The organism is Streptomyces sp. cf386 (assembly GCF_900103585.1).
GTDB lineage: Bacteria > Actinomycetota > Actinomycetes > Streptomycetales > Streptomycetaceae > Streptomyces.
The window spans coordinates 19,864-36,703 of sequence record NZ_FNHV01000034.1 but is presented as its reverse complement, the minus strand read 5'-3'; the positions used below and the strand labels follow the sequence as shown (position 1 = coordinate 36,703).

Here is a 16,840-nt window from a genome sequence, read left to right as displayed (position 1 = left end):
GTAGCGGCTGCCACTGACAATCACCTGGTGAGAGCGGTTGCACCCAGATGCTTGTAGTAGAGGGTCGTCGGCCGCAGCACCCCGGCCGGGCTCGCCGCGAAGTCGGGGATCACCCCGGCCCGGGTCCACCCGGCCGAGCCGTACAGCCCCTCGGCGGGGCTGTCGGTCTCGGTGTCCAGGTGCAGGAGGGTGACGCCCGCGCCGATCGCGGCCTCCTCCGCGCTCGCGAGGAGCCTGCGGCCGAGGCCCCGCCCGCGTGCGTCCCGGTGCACCATCAGCTTGACCAGCTCGGCCCGGTGGCGACTGTTGGGCTTGTCGGGAAATGCCAGGCCGACCGTGCCGACCGTCCGCTCCCCCTCACGCGCCGCCCACACCGCCAGCTGCCCGGCGGCGACGGCGGCCACGCGCTCCTGCCACCAGGCCAGGGCCGCCGTACGGTCGAGCGGGGAGAGGAACCCGACGGAGGCACCTCCCTCCACGGTGTCGACCAACAGATCGGCCAACTCGCCTGCCATGTCGTGCAGTTGGCTCTCATCCAGTCGCTTCACGATCACGGCAGCACCACCGCCAGTACGTAGCGCACCGCCTCGGACCCCGGGCACCGGAACCTCGTCGGACCCCACACCCGCATCCGCAGACAGTCCCCGGCACCGAGACGGTGCTCGACCTCCTGAATCGTCACGTCGAGCGCCCCCTCCAGCACCCAGATGTGCTGCTCCAGCCCGGGCACGGGCGGCCGGTCGTACGCGATGTCGGCGCCCGCCGCGAGCCGGCCCTCGATGATCTCGCCGCGCAGTCCGGTGTGCGGCGGTGACACGGATCGCCGTACGAACCCGGAGGAACGGTCCTCCCACACCGGCTGCTCGGCCGCCCGCACCAGCAGCGCCGGCTCGGACTCGATCTCGCTGAGCAGTTGGGACATGGTCCGGCCGTAGACGTGGCACAGGCGGTTCAGCAGCGAGGCGGTGGGGCTGATCTCCGCCCGCTCGGCGCGGGACAGGGTCGAGCGGCTCACACCGCTGTGTTCCGCCAACTCGCCCAGGGACCAGCCGCGTTCGGCCCGCAGCTCGGCCAGGCGGGCTCCGAGGCGGGTGTCGACCGTGTCCGGGGCTTCGCCGCCCCCTGCCGTCTGTTTCATATTCGGGAAGCTATCCCAAATATGAGACGGCAGCGTTACGGGAGGCTCACTCCCCCGCCGCCTGCCCCAGCGCCTCCAGCACCGGCCGGATCAGCGGATGCTGCTCGGCCCCTCGGCGTACGGCCGCGAAGACCCGGCGTGTGGGCGCCACCCCGTCCACGGGTCGTACGACGACGCCCGCGAGGTCCATGCCGCGCAGCGCCGAGCGCGGCACCAGCGCCACCCCCGCGTCGGCCGAGGCAAGGGCGACGACCGCGCGGAAGTCGTCCGAGGAATGTTCGAGACGGGGCTGGAAGCCGGCGTTCTCGCAGGCCAGGACCACCACGTCATGGCAGGGATTGCCGGGGTACGGGCCGATCCACGGGTCCTTGGCCAGGTCGGCGAGGGGGATCTCGGCGGTGCCGGCCAGGCGGTGGGCGACCGGGACGACCGCGTCGAAAGGCTCGGCGTACAGCGGTACGTGGGTCAGGCGCGGGTCGTCGGCCGGAGGCGCCCCGCGGTACTCGACGGCGACCGCCACGTCCACCTGCCGGTCCAGCACCATCGGCAGGCTCGCGTCGCCCTCCGCGTCCTGGACCCGGATGCGGATGCCCGGCGCCGACTCGGCGAGGCGGGCCACCGCGGGGGCGACGACCTGGGCGATGCCGGTCGCGAAGGCGGCGACGGTGACCGTGCCGGCCGCACCGGAGCTGTAGGCCGCGAGCTCCGCCTCCGCCCGCTCCAGCTGGGCCAGGACCGCGTTGGTGTGGCTGAGCAGGATCTCGCCGGCGGGGGTCAGCCGTACGCCCTTGGCGCTGCGCTCGACCAGCCGGTGGCCCGTCTCCTGCTCCAGCGCGGCCAGCTGCTGGGAGACCGCGGACGGGGTCAGATACAGCGCGGCGGCAGCCGCCGTCACCGTACGGTGGTCGGCCACCGCACGGAGGATGTGGAGCCGCCGCGCTTCGATCATGCGATCGATTGTCTCAAATGCCCCGTGCGCTCCGACTCAGCCCTCCAGCTCCGCCCGCGCCGCCATGAAGGCGTCCACGGCACGGTTGACGTCGTCCGTGGAGTGCGCGGCGGACAGCTGGACGCGGATCCTGGCCTGGTCCTGCGGCACCACCGGGTACGAGAAGCCGATCACGTACACGCCCCGCTCCAGCAGCAGCTCCGCCAGCCGGGCGGCCTTGGCCGCGTCGCCGATCATCACGGGCGCGATGGCGTGGTCGCCGGGGAGGATCTCGAAGCCCTCCTCGGTCATACGGCGGCGGAACAGCGCCGTGTTCTCGGCCAGCCGGACGCGCAGGTCGTCCGCGGACTCCAGCAGGTCGAGGACCTTGAGGGAGGCCGCCGCGATCACCGGGGCCAGGGTGTTGGAGAAGAGGTACGGCCGCGAGCGCTGGCGCAGCAGGGCGACGATCTCGGCGCGGGCGGCGACGTAGCCGCCGGAGGCACCGCCGAGGGCCTTGCCGAGGGTGCCGGTGATGATGTCGACGCGGTCCATGACGCCGTGCAGCTCGGGGGTGCCGCGGCCGCCGGGGCCGACGAAGCCGACGGCGTGCGAGTCGTCGACCATGACCATGGCGTCGTAGCGGTCGGCGAGGTCGCAGATCTCGCGCAGCGGGGCCACATAGCCGTCCATGGAGAAGACGCCGTCCGTGACGATCAGTCGACGCCGGGCGTCCGACGCGTCCTTCAACTGCCGTTCCAGGTCCGCCAGATCGCGGTTGGCGTACCGGAAGCGGCGGGCCTTGGACAGCCGGATGCCGTCGATGATCGACGCGTGGTTGAGGGCGTCGGAGATCACCGCGTCCTCCGGGCCGAGCAGCGTCTCGAACACGCCGCCGTTGGCGTCGAAGCAGGAGGAGTACAGGATCGTGTCCTCCTGGCCGAGGAACGCGGAGAGCCTGGCCTCCAGTTCCTTGTGCACCTCCTGTGTCCCGCAGATGAAGCGCACCGACGCCATGCCGTAGCCCCAGCGGTCCAGCGCCTCGTGGGCGGCGGCGATCACCTCGGGGTGGTCGGCGAGGCCCAGGTAGTTGTTGGCGCAGAAGTTGAGGACCTCGCCGGGACGGCCACCGGCCGCGACATTGACGGTCGCGGACTGCGGGGTGTCGATCACGCGCTCGGGCTTGTGCAGGCCGGCGGCGCGGATCTCGTCGAGGGTGGCGCGCAGGTCGTCGCGCACGGAGTCGAACATGAGGGAAGCTCCTAAAGGTGCTTGCGCGGAAAGGTGGTTACGGCCGCCTGTGGCTTACGCGGTCCAGTCGAGGATGACCTTGCCGCCACGGCCGCTCGCCGCGTCGGCGAACGCCGCCTCGAAGTCGCGGTAGCCGTACCGGCCGGTGATCACGGGGGCGAGGTCGAGGCCGCCTTCCAGCAGCACGGACATCGCGTACCAGGTCTCGAACATCTCACGGCCGTAGATGCCCTTGATGGTGATCATCGAGGTGACGATGCGGGCCCAGTCGACCGGGAACTCCTGCGCCGGCAGGCCGAGCATGGCGATCCGGCCGCCGTGCGTCATGTTGGCGATCATGTCGCGCATGGCCTCGGCGCGGCCGGACATCTCCAGACCGATGTCGAAGCCCTCGCGCAGACCGAGTTCGCGCTGCCCGTCGGCGATGCTCGACTGCGACACGTTCAGCGCGAGACTCACGCCCACCTTGCGGGCCAGCTCCAGCCGCTCCTCGCTCACATCGGTGATCACGACGTTGCGGGCCCCCGCGTGCCGGGCCACGGCCGCCGCCATCAGGCCGATCGGGCCGGCGCCGGTGATCAGGACGTCCTCGCCGACCAGCGGGAACGACAGCGCGGTGTGCACGGCGTTGCCGAACGGGTCGAAGATCGCGGCGACGTCGAGGTCGACGGGCACACGGTGCACCCACACATTGGCGGCCGGCAGGGCGACGTACTCGGCGAAGGCACCGTCGCGTCCGACGCCGAGCCCTATGGTGGCCCGGCACAGGTGCCGCCGCCCGGCGAGGCAGTTGCGGCACTTCCCGCACACCAGGTGGCCCTCGCCACTGACCCGGTCACCGACGGCGATGTCGGTGACGTCCCGGCCGGTCTCCACGACCTCGCCGACGAACTCGTGCCCGACCACCAGCGGGGTGCGGATCGCCTGCTGCGCCCAGCCGTCCCAGGCCCGGATGTGCAGGTCGGTGCCGCAGATGCCGGTGCGCAGCACCTTGATCAGTACGTCGCCGGGTCCGACGAACGGTTCCGGGACGTCCACGAGCCAGAGCCCGGGCTCCGCCTTCTCCTTGACCAGCGCCTTCAACGCTACGGCTCCTGAGGGTGAGTCCCGGCCATGGGCATGCCGAAGCAGCCCGCAGCCGGGGAGAGGAGTGGAATCGCGTAGCAATCTGCCGTACGGCGGCGTCCTGGTCCATCGAGGTTTTCTTAAGCGGCGCCACAGCTTTCCTTCACGCGCTCGGCTCGGGCGCCCGCTGCCCACCGTCGAGGTACGCGATCAGGTCCGGATCGAGCGGTGGCACCTCTCGTACGACACCTCCCGCGCACGGCGCGGGCGCCGGTGGTCCCGGTCAGCTCCTCGGCGTAGGCGTTCCATGACTGCCAGGAGGTGATGTCGTCGTCGATGAGCACATCGGTGTCACCGGCGGCCACGTCGCTGGTATCCGCGCCCATGGCGACGGCGTAGAGCCGGTCGGCGCCGATGAGTCTGCCCCGCAGTCCGTGCCGCTTCAGGTCCTGGGTCCGGACCCAGCACACGGCGAGGTCCAGGCTGCCGTCGGCGACCCGGACGGCCTGTGTGTGCGAGGGCGCGACCCACGCGTCGACATGCACACGGGCCACCGCCGCCGTACGCGAAGTCAGGTCCGGAGGAAGCCAGTTGACGTAGCCGAGCCGTACAGACTCCGTTCCCGACAGCCGGCCGGCCCGGCGTTTGAGGTCGTCGGCCTGCTCCAGCAGAGCCCTGGTGTGCGGGAGCAGGGCGGCGCCGGCCGGGGTGAGGGAGACCGAGCGGCGGTCGCGGTCGAACAGCCGGATGCCCAGGTTCCGTTCGAGCGCCTTGATCTGCTGGGAGAGCGAGGGTCCCGCGATGAGCAGCCGCTCGGCGGCCCGGCCGAAGTTGAGTTCCTCGGCGACCGCGACGAAGTACCGCAGTTGACGCAGCTCCACGCGCGCCATGCTACGCGCGCTGGGAGGCTGCGCCTCTCAGCAGCGAGGGCAGCGGTCGTGGCATTCGCGCTGGTGGCGGGCGCAGGCTGAGGGCACAGAGCCGGGGGCGGAGCACCGCAGCCGGCGTTCGAACGGAGAGAGGCCATGCGCGAGTTCCTGGTCGAGATCACCACCACCATTCCCGAGGGCACCAGCCAGGACGAGGTCGACCGGCGGCGGGCCGCCGAGGCCGTCCGCGCCGCGGAGCTGGCCGCCGACGGCCGTCTGGCGCGGCTGTGGCGCCCCGTGGGCGAGCTGCGCAGCATCGGCGTGTGGCGGGCCGCCGACGAGGAGGAGCTCCACGAGAAGGTGCTCGGCACGCTGCCGCTGCGCCCGTGGATGATCCTCGCCGTCACCCTGCTGGAGTCCCACCCCAACGACCCGGGCCGGGCCGACGGCGCCCGATGACCACATCCTCCCCCTGGCCCCATGTCGCCCGAGCCGCTGCCGCCCTGGCCGCGGGCATGGGGGTCGGACGCTTCGTCTACACCCCGATCCTGCCCTTGATGCACGCTCGGGCGAGCCTGTCCGCCGGCACGGGAGCGAACCTGACCACCGCCAACTACGTCGGCTACCTCCTCGGCGCCCTGGCGGGCATCCTGCTCCCCAAGCTGATCCGTTCGCGTACCGTCCTGCGCGGCTCCCTGCTCGCGTTGACCGGGACTCTCGCCGCGATGCCCCTCACTCACAGCACCTCCACGTGGGGCGCACTACGGCTGCTGGCCGGGGTGGCCAGCGCCCTGATCTTCGTCGTAGCGGCCGGTTCCCTCCTCCACCACCTGCGGGAACACCCACGGCACCTGCCCGGCTGGGCCTTCGGTGGCGTGGGCGCCGGCATCGCGCTTTCCGGCCTGCTGGTCCTGGGTCTGGGTTCCGTCGCCGACTGGCGGGCCGCCTGGTGGGCCTCGGCCGCGCTCGCCGCGGTGCTCACGGCCGGTTCGTGGAACCTGCGCCCTGAAGCACCGCCCGCAGGCTCCCCGGGATCCGGTGCTCCGGCGGCCCGAACACATCGCTGGTTCGGTGCCCTGTTCGCGAGCTACACCCTGGAGGGCATCGGCTATATCGTCGCCGGGACCTTCCTGGTGGCGACCATCGGTCAGGGCTCCCCCGGCTGGGTCGGGAGCGGTGCCTGGGTGCTCGTGGGGCTGGCCGCCGTACCGTCCTCGGCGCTGTGGGCGCGGCTGGGGCGCCGCTGGTCCCGCCCGGACCTGCTGATCGCCGCGCTGGCGCTCCAGGCGGTCGGCATCGCACTGCCCGCGGTGATCGGCGGGACAGCGGCTGCCCTCGCCTCCGCGGTCCTGTTCGGCGCCACCTTCCTTGGCGTCAGCACCATCGCCCTGGCCACGGGGGCCCATCTGAGATTCCCCCGCTCGGTCGCCCTGCTGACCGCCGGATACTCCGTCGGCCAGATCCTGGGCCCGCTGGTCGTCGCCCCGCTGCTCCGGCACGGCTATCAGCAGGCCCTGCTCCTGGCCGCCCTCGTGGTCCTCACCGCGGCCGTGGCCGCCGCCGTCCTGCGGATCGGCTTCCCACACCACATGGTCGTAGTAGGACACAAAGCCCCCGTCCGGCGGCGAGAATCGACCGAGGACGCCCGGCCCGCAGCGGCCGGCTCCGACGCGCTCGCCCCCGCACTCGGCCGACTGACGTGGAGCCGCTCATGACCACCGCACAGGACCTCGCGATCGTCGCCCTGATCGTGGCGACGGACAAGCCGGTCGCGCAGGGCGAACTGTCCCTCGCACTCGCCGGAGCCGAACTGTTCGACCTCATCGAGGCTCGGGCCCTCGACCTCGACGACGACCACATCGTGCCCAACGCCCAGGCACCGACCGACGACCGTCTGTTGGACGAGGCCGCCGCGGCACTCGTACGACAGGAGCCGTACGAGTCGGTCGAGGACTGGCTGTGGCGCAGGGGCCGCGGGTTGTCCTCGGCCTACGTCGACGACCTGGAGCGGATCGGGCTGACGACCCGGCCGCGGGGTCGCCGGAATCCGTTGCGGACCGAGCAGACGGAGCCTGCCTACTCGGCGGCCCGGCGCCGGGCCGAGGAGCGGTGGGCGGCGGGCGAGCCCGTCCTCACCACCCTGGCTGCCGCCGCCGGGATCGGCGACGAACCGGCCGACGACACCGAAGCGCTCACTGATGACACGGTCACGACCGTGCTGGCCGCGGTCGGTGACGCGGTGATGGAGTTGGAGGCCGTACGGCAACGCAGGGCGATCGAGGACGCCGCGTTCGACAATGTCTGGCGCGGCTTCTAGGAGCAGGTGGCGGTCAGCGGGCGCCCAGCAGGGCCAGGCAGTTGTCCCACAGGGGGCCGAGCCGCTGGGTGCTGTTGTACAGCTTGGCGAACATCACCTGACCCTCCAGCTGGGCGACCACCGCCCGCGCCGCCTCCCGGGTGTCGGTCACGGTGATGTCATCACGCTCGCGGGCCTCGGCGACGACCGCCTCAACCATGTCGATCTGCGCGTCGAAGATCTCCTGCAGCCGGCTACGGACAGCCTCGGTCTGGTTGCTCAGTTCCAGGGTGAGGTTCCCGAACAGGCAGCCCGACACGGTGCCGCAGCCCTCCTGGACGGCACGCTGACCGGCCTCCGTCTCCTCGAACAACTGCCGCAGCCGCTCCAGGGGTTCCGCCTCGCCGCCCAGGACGCGCACCCAGTCACGCTGCTGCGCGGCCCAGTGCTCGTCCACGACGGCGAGCGCGAGAGACTCCTTGGACTCGAAGAAGTAGTAGAAGCTCCCCTTCGGCACCCCGGCGGCCTTGCAGATCTCGGCCACGCCCAGCGCCGAGTAACCACGGCTCTCGATCAGCGAGCGGGCGGCACCGAGGATCTTCTGCTTGGCGTCACTGGTTCGTCCCACAAAGCCAGTGTACTTAGGTACTAGACCGGTCGGCTAGTTGCGCCGACGTTACCCGCCGTCACAGCAACGGCAGCCCGTCCGCCGCCCGCCGCTCCAGCCGCACCACCAGTTCCGCGGCCGACGCCTTGATGGTCTCCAGGCCGGCCCTGCCCCACGGCCGTGGCTCCACGTCGACGACACACACCGTGCCCAGCGCCATCCCCGTGGAGTCGATGAGCGGAGCGCCCAGATAGGAGCGGATACCGAACTCGTCGACGATCGGGTTTCCCGCGAACCGCGGATAGTCGCGGACATCCTCCAGGACCAGCGCCTTGTGCCGGACGACCACATGGGGGCAGAACCCATGGTCGCGTTCCATGTGGCGGCCCAGCTCCGGCTTGGAGTCGTCGGCCCGCTGAAGGCTGATGGCCCGCCGCACATGCAGCCCGGCGAAGAACTGCCGGTTCTCGCCGACGAAGTTGACCATGGCGTACGGCGCACCGGTGAGCTCGGCGAGATGGTCCGCGAAGACATCGAGGGCCGGGTCCGGTTGCTCTCCCAGACCCAGTCGGAGCAGTCGCCGGGCACGGGCGGGGGCCTCCTTGTCCTCGGGAGTGAGCAGCAGGCGGGCGACTGGGCGAGGTGGGCCATAGCTCATGCGTGGATTCCGTCGCCGTGGGCGTAGGTCATATGCGGCTCCGTCCTGGGGTGTGCGGGTGTCACATGTGGGCGCCGTGGCTGGGCGCGGGTGCCGGGGTGTGGGCGATGAGATGCCGTACGAGGGTCAGCAGGGTCTGCACACCGGAGCTGGAGATCCGGGCGTCGCAGCGGACGACGGGGATCTCCGGATCGAGGTCGATGGCGGCCCTGACCTCCTCGGGGTCGTACCGGTAGGCGCCGTCGAAGTCGTTGATCGCGACGATGAAACCGAGGCCGCGCTGCTCGAAGAAGTCGACGGCCGCGAAGCAGTCCTCCAGCCGCCGGGTGTCGGCGAGGATGACCGCTCCGAGGGCGCCCTCGGAGAGCTCGTCCCACATGAACCAGAACCGCTCCTGCCCGGGCGTGCCGAACAGGTACAGGACGTGTTCCGGATCGAGCGTGATGCGGCCGAAGTCCATGGCCACCGTCGTCTCGACCTTGTTCTCGACTCCCTCAAGGCTGTCGGTCGCGGCGCTGACCGTGGTGAGCAGTTCCTCCGTACTGAGCGGCGCGATCTCGCTCACCGCGCCCACGAAGGTCGTCTTGCCGACCCCGAACCCTCCCGCCACCAAGATCTTCAGTGCGGTGGGGAAGGGGTCAGAGCTGTCGTCGTAGTCCATCGAGCACTGCCTCCAGAAGAGCCCGGTCTGTCGGGTTGTGGTGGAACTCGGGGGGCTTGGTGGTGAGCGCCCCGCCGTCGACGAGGTCCGACAGCAGCACCTTGGTGACCGCCGCCGGCAGCTTCAGGTGGGCCGCGACCTCGGCGACCGAGACGGGGGCGCGGCACAGGTCGAGCGCCTGCTCGTGCTCGGGCCCGAGATAGCCGAGGGGGGTCGCCCCGGTGGCCATCACCTGCGACATGAGGTCGAGCGCGATGGTGGGCCGGGTACGGCCATTGCTGACCGTGAAGGGGCGCACCAGCCGTCCGGCCGCGTCGTCGAGCCAGGGCCCGTCGCCGGCCGCCGTCACGTTCAAGGCCTCATCGCCGAGGGTTCGACGGAGTGCTGCCGGGGTGCGGTGACCAGGTAGGGGCGGACGCTCTTGACGAGCATCGCCATCTCGTAGCCGAGCACGGCCGCGTCGGCCTCCCGGCCGGCCAGGACGGCGAGGCAGGTGCCGGAGCCGGCCGTCGTCACGAACAGCAGGGTCGAGTCGAGCTCGACGACGACCTGGCGGACGTCTCCGCCGTCGCCGAAACGGACTCCGGCACTGCGGCCGAGGGAGTACAGACCGGAGGCCAGGGCGGCCATGTGGTCGGCGCTGTCCGGGTCGAGGCCGTGAACCGACTTCACGAGCCCGTCGCAGGAGAGGAGCACCGCACTGGTCGTGTGCGGTACGCGCTGCACGAGGCCACTCATCAGCCAGTCGAGATCGGACACATGAGCGGTCGGCGCTTCGCTCGCCATGATGGATCGACTCCTTGAGGTACGAAGGTCTGCGGGAGCGCTGGGGGTGGGGGTGGCCTCCCAGGCGGACTTCGAGCTGGTCAGGGGCGTGGTCATCCGGCTGGTGCGCTCCCGTCGTGCCGGGTGGTGCGGTCGCTGCCGGGCGCGGACCCGGGGTACGTCTCGGTCATGTGGGCCTGGTCCATGGGCGATACGTCCATGTGGGGCCTGGTGGGCATGGGGGTGACGTCTGTGTGGAGCGCATCCAGGGAGGTCGGGCGCAGCCGTGGGGGCGTTGGGCCACCCATGTCGAGGCTCGTCGGCTCCAGCCGGATCGGCGCGGGGCGCGCTGACTCCAGGCGGGTGGACTCGGGGGGTGTGGGGTCCGGGCGGGTCGGTTCCGGGGTGAGCGACGTGGTGTCGGAGGTCGTGTGTGGTGGGGTCATGTAGGAGAAGGTGGCCGGACGCGTGGTGGGGGACGAGGTGGCGGTGGTGTGGTCCGAGTCCATGTGGCCTGCGTCCCAGTGGCGTCCGTCCATGTGGCCCGAGACCATGTGGGCGGACGACGTGTGGCCCGACGTCGCGTGGCCCGAGCCCATGTGGCCTGACACCGTGTGCGTCACGTGGCTCGACGATGTGTGCGGAGTGTCCATGTGACCCAGGCCCATGTGCCCCGCATCCATGTGCTCGCCGCCCATGCGCCCCGGCCCCCCACGTCCGGGTTCCATGCGCCCCAACTCCGTGGCTCCACCAGCCATATGGCCGCCACCCATGTGCTGGGGATCCGTATGCCCGACGTCCAGGTGCCCGGCATCCGCATGCCCAGCGTCCACACCCGCCGCATCCATGTGCGCAGCCTCCATGTGCTGCTGCGTCTCCATGTGCTGCTGCGTCTCCGCCAGCCCGATGCCCCGCTGGAACGCCGCCATCAGCCCCGGGTCGTGCCCGGCGAGGTGGTCGGATTCCTGGCGCGGTGCGGGGGCGTCCCGGAGTTGGGGCGCGATGTGTTCCTGGGCCCGGCGTCGTGGCAGTTGGGGCTTGCCCATGGTGCCGCGGACGGTGCCGGTGCGCGGGGTCGGCGGTGCGACCGTGTTCTCCGCGACGATCCGACGCTCACCGGGCCTGATGCCGGGCACGGCGTCCGCCGGGTTGGCCCGCCCGTCACCGGCACCGCGCATCGGTAGCGGCGCCGGTCCGGTGCCGTTGGGCATCGGGGCCGCGCCCCTGACGCCGGGCTGCGACTGCGGATGCGGTCGCCGAGGTGTCCCCGGCGACGCCTCGGCAGCACCTCGCTGCCCGCCCGCCGATGCGGACGATGGGGCCGACATGGGCTGCCGATGCTGCTGAGGCGGCACCGGTGCCTGCTGCGGGCGTGCCTGCGACGAGGAGTGCGGCGGTACGGCCGTACCAGTCGCTGTTTGTGGCTCCTGCGGCTCCGGCGCCCGCCCCGAGCCTCCACGGGCCCCAGCCCCCGGTTCCGTCCCCAACAACCCCTGCGGCACGACGAGTACGGCCTGGACGCCGCCGTAGATGTTGGTCTGGAGCCGCACATGGATGCCGTGCCGTTTGGCGAGCTGGGACACGACGAACAGCCCGATTCGGCCGTCCGCCAGCAGGCTGGCGACGTTGACCTGGTCGGGGTCGTCGAGCAGGGCGTTCATACGGTTCTGCTCGGCGACGGGCATGCCGAGCCCGCGGTCCTCGACCTCGACGGCGAGACCGGAGGTCACGAGGTTGGCGCGGAGGAGCACCTGGGTGTGCGGGGCGGAGAACACCGTGGCGTTCTCGACGAGTTCGGCCAGCAGGTGGATGACGTCGGCGACGGCGTGTCCGCGCAGGGTGCCGTCGATCGGAGGCACGAGCTTGACCCGCGAGTACTGCTCGACTTCCGCGATGGCCGAGCGCAGCACCTCGGTCATGGAGACGGGATTGCTCCACTGCCGGCGGGAGACGGCGCCGCCGAGCACGGCGAGGTTCTCGGCGTGACGGCGGATGCGGGTGGCGAGGTGGTCCACGTGGAAGAGGCCCTTGAGCAGATCGGGGTCCTCGATCTCGTTCTCCAGCTCGTCGAGGATCGAGATCTCGCGGTGCACCAGTGACTGAAGGCGCCGGGCGAGATTGACGAAGACCTCGAGCTTCTGTTCGCTGCCGGCCTGGCTGGAGAGCTGGGAGGCCTGGACGACGGCGGTGACGGCGCCTTCGTGGGCGCGGGACAGGTCGGCGGCGAGCAGTTCGAAGTCGTCGGCGCCGTCGGGCGGACCGCTGCGCGACTTGCGCTTCGGCGGGCCGTCACCGCGCCGCAACGTCTCGACGAGGGCCCGCAGATCGGCCTCGCCGCGCGCGCTGCTGCGGCGCAGGGCGCCGATGCGGTCGCTCACGGACCTGGCGGTGCGGTTGGCGGCCACCGCCGCGATCAGGATGCCTGCGAGGGTCACCGAGACCGCCCCGGTGAGCACGGCCCACAGGGTGAGGCTCGGCCGTGCTCCGGTGGTGCGCACGACGAACAGCACGGCCGCGCAGCCGCTGAGCGCCACCGCGATGGGTGGCAGCACGGCCAGACGCAGCAGTTGGGGCCGTATGTGGGTCTCGGGCAGCGCGGGTGCGGTGCGGGCAGCCGGGCGCCCGTGCCGCCCGCCCTCACGGCGGTCTGCGCGTGCGGCCGGGGCGCGGAGTTGAGACATCGGGGTCCTCGTACTGGTCCGTCGGTCGGGAGCCTTGGGGTTGCGCGCGGTCTGCGCGGCCCGGGGCATGCGCCATCGCGATGTCGGTCGACAGAGCCGAAGGAAATTCGGCTCCGCGTCGCCCGACGGACACTGACAGTAGTCGCCTCCGCATCATGTGCGGTGGGCAGTTGACAAAGTCCGGCAGGTAGCGTCCCGCTCTGGTATGAGGCCTCGTACGACAGACCGATAACCAGCTCCACCGTTCGCCCGCATGGAGCACTGGAACGATCGGACCTGGTCAGAAGTGGTCACGAAGAAAACTTCAAGGGCGGGGCACTTTCCGTGCCCCGCCCCTGATCGATGCCTCGCTTCCGCATCCCCGACCGCCCCGGCCGGGACGTTTCAGCACTGCGCGCGCCCGGTGCGCCGATCCCCAGAACGTCACCGCCTGTAGCGGCGCACCGTGTCGCACGCGCGCCCCCACGCACTCCCCTACACCCCGCGCCCAAGGACGTGCAGGGGCGCGAAACGGTGCCCCGCGCGCGCCTGCGGGCCGCTCCTCGGCAGCCCGCAGACAGGAGACGCGCTCTAGAGCTGTCCGGGCGATCATGCGACTGCCCCGTGCCTGGGTCATTGTTGCGAGCATGGGGCGGGGCGATCTGACGGATGCCGAGAACGCCACCGCCTTTGGTCGGCCGACGGCACGTGGGAGCGTCTGCTGCAGCAGGTCCAGGCCTAGGCCGACGCCGCGGGCGAGATCGACTGGGACATCTCGGTCGACTCCACCATCGTGCGGGCTCATCGGCACGCGGCCGGTGCCCGGACCGGACCGCCGCCGGCGCCCGCGTCAAAGGGAGCCGGAACGCAGAACACCAGGGCGAAACACCGTGGCAGAGCCTGCACACCCGGCAGGTGGAGGAGGTCCGGTGCCCGCGTCCACTACGACGAGAGCTGTCTGCCCGATGTGCGGCTGGCTCCAACCCGACTTGTCAGCGGCCGCCACCTGCTCTGCGCCGAGAAGCAGCTCCAGCACGGCGTCACCGGCTGACGAGGTGAGCCAGGGATCCTGATCCAAGCCGTACCGCCCATCCGCGGCAAGCGCGGACGATCCCGTCAGCACCCCGACGTCCTCTACGCCGACCGCGGTGACGACCACAACGTCTACCGCTGCCAGGTCCGTGAGCTGGGCATCCGCACGCTCATCGCCCGACGCGGCACCGGGCACAGAAGCGGCCTGGGCAAGAACCGCTGGGTCGTCGAAGCGGCCTGCGCACTTCTGCGCTGGTTCCGCCGACTGCGTATCCGCTGGGAAATCCGCGCCGACATCCACCAGGCCTTCCTCACCCTCGGCTGCGCAATCATCTGCCGGCGGCGCCTCAAACAACGGTGCTGATCTGAGCCCTCAGCCCGAACCGGCGACCAGCGCCTCGCCGAGCGGGGTGCGCCGGTAGAGCACCGACCGTCCGGACCGGGCGCGGACGAGCAGCCCCGCGCCTCGCAGGATGGCGAGGTGGTCTCCCACCGCGCCGGGTGCCATGGCGAGGCTTCGGGCGAGGTGGCTGGTACTGGCCGGGGCGTCCAGCGCCAACAGCAGCCGGGCTCGGGCCCGGCCGACCAGAGCGGTCAGTGCGTCCGGTTGGGGGACGGTCGCCTGTTCGCCCCACAGGGCGGCGGTGCCGCGGGCAGGATAGACCAAGGTCCTGGGCCAGGGGTCTTCCAGGTGGGCGGCGATATTCCCGACGAAGACCGAAGGGATCAGCAGTAGCCCGTCGCCGGCGAGGCGGACGTTTCCGACTGAGGGGAAGAAGCCGATCTCGATACCGCCGGCGCGCCAGGCGATGCTCGGGTGCAGGCTCTCGATGGTCGTGGCCCATCCGTGTTCGCCGATCACACCCACCCGGTGCACGACATCGCGCTCACAGATCGCTCGCAGTTGCGGCCAGTCCGTGGCGAGCAGCTCGTGCCACGCCTGGTCCATCGCCTCGGCGATCCTGGAGACGGCGTCCGTGGAGTCCAGCACTGCGCGTACGCGGGGATCATGGGCGGACGGGCCGGTCGCGGTGGTGGCGAATTCATGGCGGGCCTCTTCCAGCGGTGTGGCCCGGATCATGGCCAGGTCGTCTGCCCAGGTCTGGTTGAGGCCGCGCGGGGGCGGGGCGACGAAGTTCGGTCCGGATTGCGGGGTGTGCAGAGCGAGGGCGGCGTCCAGTTCGGTCTCGCGGCGAAGCCGTTCAAAGGCCGGCAGGAGCCGGGTCGCCCAGGCTCGCGGCAGCGGCCGGTTTGGGCCGGCGAGCGAGCGAAGCAGTAAGCAGAGGTCCATCGCGGGCGACAGTCCGAAGCGGCTGCGCAGCAGGTCCTCGACGGAGACTTCGAAGCGGAGCACCCTGCGATGCTACCGCCGGACGTCTGTTCCGATTCGTCCAGCGACGAATCATTGGTGAGTGGAGTGGGCACACGGCGAGGCTCGGCGTCATGACCCCAACCGCCGAATCCGCGCAGGGCAACCGCCGTGCCACCTACCGGGAGGTGCTGGCCGAGCCGCGATTCCGGCTGCTCTTCTCGACCCGCGCCGTCGCGATCACTGCGGGCTCGCTGCGGATCACCACGTTCTCGGTGCTGGTCTTCGCGGCCACCGGCTCCGCGCTGTTGAGCGCACTGGCCTTCGGCATCGGCTTTCTCCCGCAGTTGTTCGGCTCGCTGCTGGGCTCACTGGCCGACCAACTGCCGCCCCGCGCGCTCATCGCCGGCGGCTACGCCTTGGAGTGCGCCGCCGCCCTGCTGCTCGCCCTGGTGCGGATGCCGATCGCGGCAAGCCTCGGTGTCGTGGCGCTGGTCGCCCTCGCCACACCGGTGTTCGGCGGCGCGTCGAGTCGGCTGGTCGCGCAGTGGCTAAAGGGCGACGCCTATGTACTGGGCCGTTCACTGAACAACATCGCGTCCTCTGGTGCGCAATTGTTCGGTCTGGCGCTGGGAGGTGCGGTCGTCGCGGTACTCGGCCCGCACCGGGCGCTCGCGGTAAGCGCCGCCCTCTACCTCGGCTGCGCGCTCGCTATCCGCATCCGGCTACCCCGGCTGGAGCTGGGAGAGTTCGGCGGCACACCCGGCAGCGCACGGGGCGATGGCGGGGCCGTCCGGGCAAGCCTGCAGGGTGCCGGCCTGCTGCTGCGCGGACACACGGTACGACGACTGATGCTGGCCCAGTGGCTACCGCCCGCGTTCGTGGCGGGCGCGGAAGGTCTGATCGTCGCCTACGCGGGAGGACGCCACTTCGCGCCCGGCTGGTACGCAGTGCTGATGGGCTGTCTGCCGGTCGGCATGCTTGTCGGTGACCTGCTGGTGGGTCGACTGCTACGGCCACCCACCCGGGAGCGACTGGTAGTCCCGTTGACTGCGCTGACGGGACTGCCGCTGGTCGGCTTCGCCACCGAGCCCGGAGTGGGCGTCTCGTCCTGTCTGCTGCTGCTCTGCGGCTTCGGCTTGGCCTACGGTCTCGGCCTGCAACGGCCGTTCCTGGACGCCCTGCCGAAGGATGGTCAGGGCCAGGCCTTCGGTCTGCTCGGCTCCGGCAGCATGACGCTGCAGGGCGTCGGGCCGGCCTGCTTCGGCTCGGTGGCCGCAGGCATCGGAACAGGCGGCGCAATCGCCCTGGCAGGCGGCGCGGCGGTGCTTACCGCCGGCTGGATTCTCACCTGGCACCCGCCCACCTCCCCGGTCCCCGTCCCGAACTACTCAACGGGATCAGAGAACGGCACCGAACAGCATGCGTGTAGTTCTCCTGCGCAGTAACCGTCGCAGGTCGGGTCTGCCGCGAGCCGTCACGCACCCCACCCCCACCCCACGTCTCTCTGACAGACAGTCATTCCCGTTAGCTCATTGTGTGAGGAGTCCTAAGCCTCGGCTCTGCCAGCCGTTGCGGGCCACGTACGGGATCTTGAGAAC

15 protein-coding genes and 4 pseudogenes are annotated in these 16,840 nt (G+C 71.1%); 6 read left to right on the top strand and 13 right to left on the bottom strand.

Going from position 1 to position 16,840, the window contains the following annotated elements; genetic code table 11:
- Positions 1-20 precede the first annotated feature (20 nt).
- The 6 genes and pseudogenes from BLU79_RS44615 to BLU79_RS44590 all read right to left on the bottom strand — a co-directional run.
- Positions 21-554 (bottom strand): GNAT family N-acetyltransferase, encoded by a 534-nt coding sequence (locus tag BLU79_RS44615; RefSeq protein ID WP_256333722.1) that lies wholly within the window; start codon positions 552-554, stop codon positions 21-23.
- Positions 551-1,138, bottom strand: coding sequence for a helix-turn-helix domain-containing protein (locus BLU79_RS44610; RefSeq protein WP_093911784.1), 588 nt, complete (start codon positions 1,136-1,138; stop codon positions 551-553). Before BLU79_RS44610 ends, BLU79_RS44615 begins: the two co-directional genes overlap by 4 nt.
- Before the next feature lie 46 nt (positions 1,139-1,184).
- Positions 1,185-2,087, bottom strand: coding sequence for a LysR family transcriptional regulator (locus tag BLU79_RS44605; RefSeq protein WP_093911783.1), 903 nt, complete (start codon positions 2,085-2,087; stop codon positions 1,185-1,187).
- A gap of 36 nt (positions 2,088-2,123) precedes the next feature.
- Entirely contained in the window at positions 2,124-3,317 is a 1,194-nt protein-coding gene (locus tag BLU79_RS44600) for a glycine C-acetyltransferase (protein ID WP_093911782.1), read from the bottom strand.
- Between the two features lie 54 nt (positions 3,318-3,371).
- Positions 3,372-4,400: an L-threonine 3-dehydrogenase gene (gene tdh / locus BLU79_RS44595; RefSeq protein WP_093911781.1), complete on the bottom strand. Its 1,029-nt coding sequence runs from the start codon at positions 4,398-4,400 to the stop codon at positions 3,372-3,374.
- A 236-nt stretch (positions 4,401-4,636) separates the two neighbouring features.
- A pseudogene (locus tag BLU79_RS44590) lies at positions 4,637-5,272 on the bottom strand (LysR family transcriptional regulator); the annotation flags it as partial.
- Positions 5,273-5,407: 135 nt separating this feature from the next.
- On the opposite strand from BLU79_RS44590, the gene BLU79_RS44585 reads away from it, so the two are divergent.
- From BLU79_RS44585 to BLU79_RS44575, 3 genes are read left to right on the top strand one after another with little or no spacing between them, the layout of a single operon-like run.
- Positions 5,408-5,710, top strand: a complete 303-nt coding sequence (locus tag BLU79_RS44585) for a muconolactone Delta-isomerase family protein (RefSeq protein WP_093911779.1) — start codon at positions 5,408-5,410, stop codon at positions 5,708-5,710.
- Entirely contained in the window at positions 5,707-6,966 is a 1,260-nt protein-coding gene (locus tag BLU79_RS44580) for a YbfB/YjiJ family MFS transporter (protein WP_177001435.1), read from the top strand. Before BLU79_RS44585 ends, BLU79_RS44580 begins: the two co-directional genes overlap by 4 nt.
- Complete coding sequence (locus tag BLU79_RS44575; protein WP_093911778.1) at positions 6,963-7,568, top strand: GOLPH3/VPS74 family protein; 606 nt, start codon at positions 6,963-6,965, stop codon at positions 7,566-7,568. Before BLU79_RS44580 ends, BLU79_RS44575 begins: the two co-directional genes overlap by 4 nt.
- Positions 7,569-7,581: 13 nt before the next feature.
- Here the strand turns inward: BLU79_RS44575 and BLU79_RS44570 are convergent, their stop codons facing one another.
- The 6 genes and pseudogenes from BLU79_RS44570 to BLU79_RS44545 all read right to left on the bottom strand — a co-directional run.
- Positions 7,582-8,175, bottom strand: coding sequence for a TetR/AcrR family transcriptional regulator (locus BLU79_RS44570; RefSeq protein WP_093911777.1), 594 nt, complete (start codon positions 8,173-8,175; stop codon positions 7,582-7,584).
- Between the two features lie 58 nt (positions 8,176-8,233).
- Positions 8,234-8,812, bottom strand: a complete 579-nt coding sequence (locus BLU79_RS44565; protein ID WP_093911776.1) for a GAF domain-containing protein — start codon at positions 8,810-8,812, stop codon at positions 8,234-8,236.
- A gap of 61 nt (positions 8,813-8,873) precedes the next feature.
- Positions 8,874-9,473, bottom strand: a complete 600-nt coding sequence (locus BLU79_RS44560) for a GTP-binding protein (RefSeq protein ID WP_093911775.1) — start codon at positions 9,471-9,473, stop codon at positions 8,874-8,876.
- A complete protein-coding gene (locus tag BLU79_RS44555) occupies positions 9,451-9,822 on the bottom strand; it encodes a DUF742 domain-containing protein (RefSeq protein WP_093911774.1) in 372 nt (123 codons plus the stop codon). The genes BLU79_RS44560 and BLU79_RS44555 overlap by 23 nt, the downstream gene beginning before the upstream one ends.
- Before the next feature lie 2 nt (positions 9,823-9,824).
- On the bottom strand, positions 9,825-10,259 hold the full coding sequence (locus BLU79_RS44550) for a roadblock/LC7 domain-containing protein (RefSeq protein ID WP_003996239.1): 435 nt from the start codon (positions 10,257-10,259) through the stop codon (positions 9,825-9,827).
- A gap of 983 nt (positions 10,260-11,242) precedes the next feature.
- A pseudogene (locus tag BLU79_RS44545) lies at positions 11,243-12,919 on the bottom strand (ATP-binding protein); the annotation flags it as partial.
- A 655-nt stretch (positions 12,920-13,574) separates the two neighbouring features.
- On the opposite strand from BLU79_RS44545, the pseudogene BLU79_RS44540 reads away from it, so the two are divergent.
- Together BLU79_RS44540 and BLU79_RS49595 are read left to right on the top strand one after the other, a co-directional pair.
- Positions 13,575-13,754: pseudogene (locus BLU79_RS44540) on the top strand (IS5/IS1182 family transposase); the annotation flags it as partial.
- 213 nt (positions 13,755-13,967) lie between these two features.
- Positions 13,968-14,294: pseudogene (locus BLU79_RS49595) on the top strand (IS5/IS1182 family transposase); the annotation flags it as partial.
- Positions 14,295-14,303: 9 nt separating this feature from the next.
- On the opposite strand, the gene BLU79_RS44530 reads toward BLU79_RS49595, so the two are convergent.
- On the bottom strand, positions 14,304-15,284 hold the full coding sequence (locus tag BLU79_RS44530; RefSeq protein ID WP_093911772.1) for a winged helix-turn-helix domain-containing protein: 981 nt from the start codon (positions 15,282-15,284) through the stop codon (positions 14,304-14,306).
- An 89-nt stretch (positions 15,285-15,373) separates the two neighbouring features.
- Between BLU79_RS44530 and BLU79_RS44525 the strand changes: the two genes are divergently transcribed.
- Positions 15,374-16,687 (top strand): MFS transporter, encoded by a 1,314-nt coding sequence (locus tag BLU79_RS44525; RefSeq protein ID WP_093911771.1) that lies wholly within the window; start codon positions 15,374-15,376, stop codon positions 16,685-16,687.
- Positions 16,688-16,840 lie beyond the last annotated feature (153 nt).

Bases quoted from the DNA above. Each gene is read 5' to 3' on its own strand.
- BLU79_RS44525 (WP_093911771.1), top strand. From the start codon at position 15,374: ATGACCCCAACCGCCGAATCCGCGCAGGGCAACCGCCGTGCCACCTAC.
- BLU79_RS44565 (WP_093911776.1), bottom strand. From the start codon at position 8,812: ATGAGCTATGGCCCACCTCGCCCAGTCGCCCGCCTGCTGCTCACTCCC.
- BLU79_RS44575 (WP_093911778.1), top strand. From the start codon at position 6,963: ATGACCACCGCACAGGACCTCGCGATCGTCGCCCTGATCGTGGCGACG.
- BLU79_RS44560 (WP_093911775.1), bottom strand. From the start codon at position 9,473: ATGGACTACGACGACAGCTCTGACCCCTTCCCCACCGCACTGAAGATC.
- BLU79_RS44550 (WP_003996239.1), bottom strand. From the start codon at position 10,259: ATGGCGAGCGAAGCGCCGACCGCTCATGTGTCCGATCTCGACTGGCTG.
- BLU79_RS44580 (WP_177001435.1), top strand. From the start codon at position 5,707: ATGACCACATCCTCCCCCTGGCCCCATGTCGCCCGAGCCGCTGCCGCC.
- BLU79_RS44610 (WP_093911784.1), bottom strand. From the start codon at position 1,138: ATGAAACAGACGGCAGGGGGCGGCGAAGCCCCGGACACGGTCGACACC.
- BLU79_RS44600 (WP_093911782.1), bottom strand. From the start codon at position 3,317: ATGTTCGACTCCGTGCGCGACGACCTGCGCGCCACCCTCGACGAGATC.
- BLU79_RS44585 (WP_093911779.1), top strand. From the start codon at position 5,408: ATGCGCGAGTTCCTGGTCGAGATCACCACCACCATTCCCGAGGGCACC.
- BLU79_RS44605 (WP_093911783.1), bottom strand. From the start codon at position 2,087: ATGATCGAAGCGCGGCGGCTCCACATCCTCCGTGCGGTGGCCGACCAC.